This is a genomic window from Pseudonocardia ailaonensis (assembly GCF_039531635.1).
Classification (GTDB): Bacteria; Actinomycetota; Actinomycetes; order Mycobacteriales; family Pseudonocardiaceae; genus Pseudonocardia; species Pseudonocardia ailaonensis.
In genome coordinates, this window is the sequence record NZ_BAAAQK010000005.1 from 590,504 (window position 1) to 596,928 (window position 6,425).

The 6,425-nt window shown below is 73.3% G+C and carries 6 protein-coding genes; all 6 read right to left on the reverse strand.

Annotated elements, in window-relative coordinates:
• Window positions 1-17: 17 nt before the first annotated feature.
• On the reverse strand, window positions 18-1,667 hold the full coding sequence (locus ABD324_RS11540) for a solute symporter family protein (RefSeq protein ID WP_425565809.1): 1,650 nt from the start codon (window positions 1,665-1,667) through the stop codon (window positions 18-20).
• Complete coding sequence (locus tag ABD324_RS11545) at window positions 1,664-2,023, reverse strand: DUF485 domain-containing protein (RefSeq protein WP_344415401.1); 360 nt, start codon at window positions 2,021-2,023, stop codon at window positions 1,664-1,666. Before ABD324_RS11545 ends, ABD324_RS11540 begins: the two co-directional genes overlap by 4 nt.
• Window positions 2,024-2,224: 201 nt before the next feature.
• Entirely contained in the window at window positions 2,225-3,892 is a 1,668-nt protein-coding gene (locus ABD324_RS11550; RefSeq protein ID WP_344415403.1) for a sodium/solute symporter, read from the reverse strand.
• Entirely contained in the window at window positions 3,889-4,380 is a 492-nt protein-coding gene (locus tag ABD324_RS11555; protein WP_344415405.1) for a hypothetical protein, read from the reverse strand. Before ABD324_RS11555 ends, ABD324_RS11550 begins: the two co-directional genes overlap by 4 nt.
• A 190-nt stretch (window positions 4,381-4,570) precedes the next feature.
• Window positions 4,571-5,335, reverse strand: coding sequence for a LytR/AlgR family response regulator transcription factor (locus ABD324_RS11560; RefSeq protein WP_344415407.1), 765 nt, complete (start codon window positions 5,333-5,335; stop codon window positions 4,571-4,573).
• Complete coding sequence (locus ABD324_RS11565; protein ID WP_344415410.1) at window positions 5,332-6,402, reverse strand: sensor histidine kinase; 1,071 nt, start codon at window positions 6,400-6,402, stop codon at window positions 5,332-5,334. Before ABD324_RS11565 ends, ABD324_RS11560 begins: the two co-directional genes overlap by 4 nt.
• Window positions 6,403-6,425 lie beyond the last annotated feature (23 nt).

Consider the following 6,425-nt stretch of genomic DNA (forward strand, 5'->3'; position numbering starts at 1 on the left):
TGTGGCTCCATGACGCACTAGTGGTCGAGCACCGACTTCTCCGCTCCGGCGCCGGTCAAGGAGCGGACCTCCATCTCGGCGTACTTCTTCTTGTCGGCCTTGTCCTTGCTCAGGACCGTGCCGAGGAAGCCGAGGAGGAAGCTGGCCGGGATGCTGACCAGGCCCGGGTTGTCGAGCGGGAACCAGTGGAAGTCCACGCCCTGCAGCATCGACGGGCTCTTGCCCGTCGCTGCGTCGACCGGCTTGCCCGAGACGACGGGCGAGAACACGATGAGCACCAGCGTGATCGCCAGGCCGCCGTAGATGCTCCACAGTGCACCCTGGGTGGTGAAGCGCTTCCAGAAGAGCGAGTAGAGGATCGTCGGCAGGTTCGCGGAGGCGGCGACGGCGAAGGCGAGCGCCACGAGGAACGCGATGTTCTGCCCGTTGGCCAGGATGCCGCCGAGGATGGCGACGATCCCGATCACCACGGCGGTCCGCCGGGCCACCTTGACCTCGGTGTTCTTCTCGTCCTGCACCTGGCCGCGCTTGATCACGTTGACGTAGATGTCGTGTGCGAACGACGCCGACGCCGTGATCGTCAGGCCCGCGACGACCGCGAGGATCGTGGCGAACGCGACGGCCGCGATCAGCCCGAGCAGCACCGTGCCACCCAGCTCGTAGGCCAGCAGCGGGGCCGCGGAGTTGGCGCCGCCGGGGGCCTTCTTGATCGTGTCGGGACCGACGAGCGCGCCCGCGCCGTAGCCCAGGACCAGCGTGAACAGGTAGAAGATGCCGATCAGCCAGATCGCCCAGACCACCGAGCGGCGCGCCTCCTTCGCCGTCGGCACCGTGTAGAAGCGCATCAGGATGTGCGGCAGGCCCGCCGTCCCGAGCACCAGCGCGAGGCCGAGGGAGATGAAGTCGAGCCGCGTGGTGCCGTTCTTGCCGTACTGCGCGCCGGGGCTGAGCAGCTTCTCCCCGACGGACCCGACGTGCGACACGGCGTCGCCCATCAGGCCGGACAGGTTGAACCCGACCAGCGAGAGCACCCACAGCGTCATCACGCCGGCGCCGACGATCAGCAGCACCGCCTTGATGATCTGCACCCAGGTGGTGCCGCGCATGCCGCCGATCAGCACGTACGCGATCATCAGCGCGCCCACGACGGCGATGACGATCGACTGCCCGGTCTTCGACTTGATGTCCAGCAGCAGCGCCACCAGCCCGCCGGCGCCGGCCATCTGCGCGAGCAGGTAGAAGAAGCTGACGGCGAGCGTCGAGGTGGCCGCCGCGGCGCGGACCGGACGCTGGCGCATCCGGAAGGCCAGGACGTCGCCCATCGTGTACTTGCCCGTGTTGCGCAACAGCTCCGCGACGAGCAGCAGCGCGACCAGCCACGCGACCAGGAAGCCGATCGAGTAGAGGAAGCCGTCGTAGCCGTAGAGCGCGATGGCGCCCGCGATGCCGAGGAAGCTCGCCGCCGACAGGTAGTCGCCGGAGATCGCGATGCCGTTCTGCGGGCCGGAGAAGCCGCCGCCCGCGGTGTAGAAGTCCTTGGCGCCGCTGCTGGCCTTGCGGCTCACCCGGATCACGATCGCGAGCGTGATGATCACGAAGATCGCGAAGATGCTGATGTTGAGGATGGGGCTCGAGCCCTCCACCCCCGTGGCCTGGGCGAGGATCATCGCTCGATCTCTCCCGTCTCGATCTCGCGGCGGATGGCCTCGGCGTGCGGGTCGAACTTCCTGTCCGCGAACTTCACGTACCAGGTGGTGATCGCGAACGTGGAGACGAACTGCAGCAGTCCGAAGATCAGGCCGACGGTGATGTTGCTCCCGCCGATCTTGATCGCCATGAAGCCGGGCGCGTAGCTGGCGAGGACGACGTAGAGCAGGTACCACACCAGGAACGCGCCGGTGAGCGGGAAGACGAAGCGGCGCAACCGGGTTCGCAACGCCTGGAACTCCGGGCTGCGCTGGACCGTTTCCCAGTCGGGATGGTCCGTGGTGACGTCGCCGGGCGGCGGTGACTCGGTACTCATCCCGCGACCTCGCTTCGCTCGGTCGGGGCTTCGCCCCCACGCTGTGCCCATGGTTCGCTCGCGAGCTCGCTCACGGTGCCTCCTCGCAGTCGTGTGTGCCGACAGGAAACGGGCACCGGGAGCGACGGGGAAGTAACCCACGACACACTCCGGGCAGGGACGACCAACGGCCGACGAACGGTCGGGATCTGCGACGAACGGTCAGGCCGTCTCGTCCAGGTGCAGCCGCAGCATCGTCGCCTCCGCGCCCGCCGGCGGCCGGTCCCGCAGCGACACCAGCACCATCGTCAGGAAGGCCAGCGGCACCGAGAACAGCGCCGGCTGCCCCAGCAGCAGGGCCCCCAGGCCCGGCGGCGGCCGCAGCACCAGCCCCGACGCCATCACCCCGGCCGAGGCCACCAGCCCCACCGCCATACCGGCGAACGCCCCGCGCGGCGTGAGCCCCTTCCACCAGATCCCGAGCACCAGCAGCGGGCAGAACGTCGACGCGGCGACGGCGAACGCCGAGGTCACCACGGCTCCGACGTCGATCCGCACGGCCGGCAGCGCGAGCAGCACGATCACCCCGGCCGCCAGCAGCGCGGTCAGCCGCAGCCGCCGCAGCGAGCCCGGCAGGAGGTCGTGGGCGAGCGCACCGGCCAGGGCCAGCAGCAGCCCGAGCGACGTGGCCAGGAACGCGGCGAACGCCCCCGCCGTCAGCAGAGCGGTGAAGAGGGCCCCGACGCTGCCGCCGTCGACCCGGCCGGGCAGGGCGACGACCGCGGTGTCCGTGGCGCCGGACAGGTAGAGCTCCGGTACCAGCACCCCGCCGAGGAGGCCGTAGACCACGGTGAAGACGTAGAACGAGCCGAGCAGCGCCACGGTGATCGCCGCGGTCCGGCGGGCCGCCCGCCCGTCCGGGCTGGTGTGGAACCGGACGATCACGTGCGGCAGCCCCATCGTGCCCAGCGCGGTGGCCACGAGCAGGGAGAACGTGGCGAGCAGGGGATGGCCGTTGCCGCCGTCGAGCAGGGGGTGCTGCCAGGTCGCGCTGCCCGGCAGGGCCGCCCCCGCGATCTCCGGTACGGCCGCGCCCTCGGGGAAGACCCAGGTGGCGTCGCCGGGCGCGACGTGCTCGCCGGGGCCGAGGCACAGCGGCCGGCCGTCGGCGATCACGGTGAGCGGCTCGCGGACCTGCAGTCGGGTGTCGAGCCGGAAGGTGACCTCGGTGGTGCGCGGGAAGGTCGAGTACTCGGCGGGGTGCAGGGCCTCGGCGCGGGTCGCGGGCCCGACCGCGATCAGCAGCCAGAGCGCCGGGACGATGAACAGCACCAGCTTGAGGACGAACTGGAACGCCTGCACGTAGGTCGCCGCGCGCATGCCGCCCAGGGCCAGCGTGATGCTGACGGCCGCCCCCGCGAGCACGATGCCGACCCAGTGCGGGGTGCCCGCGACCAGCGTGAGCACCTGGCCGGCGGCGGTGAACTGGGGGACGAGGTACAGCCCGGCGATCACGAGCACGACGACGGCGCTGAACTTCCGCAGCCCCGGCGAGCCGAGCCGGGCCTCGGCGAAGTCCGGGACGGTGAGGGCGCCGGTGCGGCGCATGGGCGCGGCGACCAGCACGAGCATCAGCAGGTAGCCCGCGGTGAACCCGACCGGGTACCAGAGCGCCCCCACCCCGTTCTTGACGACGAGCCCGGCGATCCCCAGGAACGACGCCGCGGACAGGTACTCGCCGGACACCGCGGCCGCGTTGAGCGTGGGGGAGACCCGGCGGGAGGCGACGAGGAAGTCCGATGTGGACCGCAGCGCCGCGACCCCGCGGGCGCCGATCAGCAGGGTCGCACCCACGACCAGCAGGACGGGGAGGAGGGCGTAGGGGGTCACGGGCGGGGCGCCGGCGAGTCCGAGCGATCGGGGGCGGCGGGAGGCTCGGCAGCGGAGTCGGCAGCCGAGTCGGCATTGCGTTCGGCAGTGCGTTCGGTGGTGGACTCGGAGGTGGGCGGTGCGAGGGGTTCGGCCGCCGCGTCGGTACCCGGTCGCTCGGCGCCCTCGGCCCGGCGGAGCTGCCGCCACGCCAGCAGGGCCAGCGCGGGATAGGGCAGCACCGCGACCGCGAGCCAGGCGATCGGGAGATCGACGAGCCGCACGCCCCGAAGCCCGGTCCACGCGTCGAGGAGCGCGGGGAGCCCGACCAGCAGAACCGCCGCCCCGACCAGGGTCCCCGCCGCGATCTGCAGCTGCCGCCGCCGCACCCGCGCTGCGGTCGCCAGCTCCTCGGCGGTGAGCGACCGCACCGCCCCCGCCGCCCCGCGGCGCGCGAGCGCCACGCGGGTCTGGGGGCTGGTCACCGCCACCCGCCGGGCCCGGCTCACGCCCCCCACCGCCGCTCGGGGACCCCACGCGTCGCTGAGTGGTGCTCGGGGACCCCACGCGGCGGTGGGCCCGGCTGCCTGCCGAACCCGCGCTGCCGCTCGGGGACCCCAAGCGCCGCTGGGTGGTGGACCCCACGCGTCGGTGGGCCCGGCCGCCCACCCACCCCGCGCCGCCCTCCGCACACGGCGCTCACCGGCCCGCTCCGAAGTCGCCCCGCGTCGCCGCTTCGAGGAGGCGGTCTCGCAGCTCGCGAGCGTGCCTCCGGCTCACCGGGACGTCGCCTGCGTCCGTGTGCGCGAGCAGTCCGCCCGTGGAGTCCGAGCGCAGCTCCTGCACCGCGGAGACCGCGAGCAGGAAGCTGCGGTGCACCCGCACGTAGCCCACCCCGCCCCAGTGCTCCTCGAGCCGTGAGATCGGCATCCGCACCAGGTGCGAGCCGCCCCGGGTGTGCAGGCGGACGTAGTCGCCCTGCGCCTCCGCGTACCGGACGTCCGCCCGCCGCACGTACCGCGTCCGCCCGCCCAGCTCCACGGAGACGGCGGCGAGCTCGTCGACCGCGGCGGGCGGAGGCGCGACCGGCTCTCGCCCGGCGACCCGCAGCACCCGGGTCAGCGTGGCGTTGAGCCGTTCCGCCGCAACGGGTTTCAGGAGATAGTCGAGCGCTCCCACGCCGTAGGCCGACACGGCGTGCTCCTCGAACGCCGTCACGAACACGACCTCCGGCGGGTCGGCCATCCGCGCGAGCAGCTTCGCCAGCTCCAGCCCGTCCATGCCCGGCATGGAGATGTCGAGGAACACCGCGTCGAACGTGCCGGACTGCAACGTCTTCAGCGCCGTCAGCGCGTCCCCCGCGGGCACCGCCTCGGCCACGCACGGCGACGCCCGCAGCAGCCGGGTCAGCTCGGCCAGCGCCGGCGCCACGTCGTCCACCGCCAGCACTCGCAGCCTGGTCACGAGGCCACCACCCCGGGATGGAACCGCGGAACCCGCATCACGACGCGCGTGCCGGAACCGAGCGCGGTCTCGATCACCAGGCCGTACTGGGGGCCGTAGACCGCGCGCAGCCGACGGTCGACGTTCACCAGCGCGAGCCCGCCCGTGCCGGCCCCGGCGAGCACCGCGCGGGCGTGCTCGGGATCCATGCCCGGTCCGTCGTCCTCGATCGCGATCACGCAGTCCGACCCCTGTGCCTCGCCGCTGACCTGCACCGACCCGCCCTCGCCCCGCCGTTCGACGCCGTGCTGAACCGCGTTCTCCACCAGCGGCTGCAGGGCGAGGAAGGGCAGCGCGACGGGCAGCACCTCGGGCGCGATCCGCACCTGCACCCGCAGCCGGTCGCCCAGCACGGCCCGCGCGAGCGCGAGATAGGCCTCGACGGCGCGGAACTCGCCGGCGAGGGTCGTGTACTCGCCGCGACGGGCCACCGAGTGCCGGATGTACTCGGCGAAGTCCAGGATCAGGTCGCGGGTGCGCTCCGGGTCGCTGTCGACGTAGGAGCCGATCGTGGTGAGCGCGTTGTATACGAAGTGCGGCGAGATCTCCGCGCGCAGTGCCTTCAGCTCGGCCTCCGCCGCGGCAGCCGCCGAGGCCTCCAACCTGCTGCGCTCCAACGCTTCCACGACCCAGTCCGCCGCCCGGCGCGCGGCTCCGCGCCCGACCTCGCCGACCACCACGAGCACCCCGGCGGGCTCGCCGCGCACCACGAGCGGCAGCGCGACCGCCTCCTTCGCAGTCGCCCGGTGCCCGTCCTTGCGCACCTGCTCCACGAGGTCGGCGGCACTGCCGGGCCGCCCCGCCCACGCAGGCTCGCCGTGCAGCTGGGCGAGCCCGACGGCCCGGGCGCCCAGCAGCGAGCGCAGCCGCCGGGCCGCGCGCGCGACCGGATCGGGCCCGAGGTCGGCGGCCGCCCCGAGCCCTCCGCGCAGGTCCGCGGCGATCGCGGCACCCGCCGCGAGCACCTCGGTGGGATCCGCGCCCGACCGCCGGAAGAGCCGCCGTCGGCCGGCGTCGGTGGCGGTCATCCGGGCATCGTAGGCATTCCGGG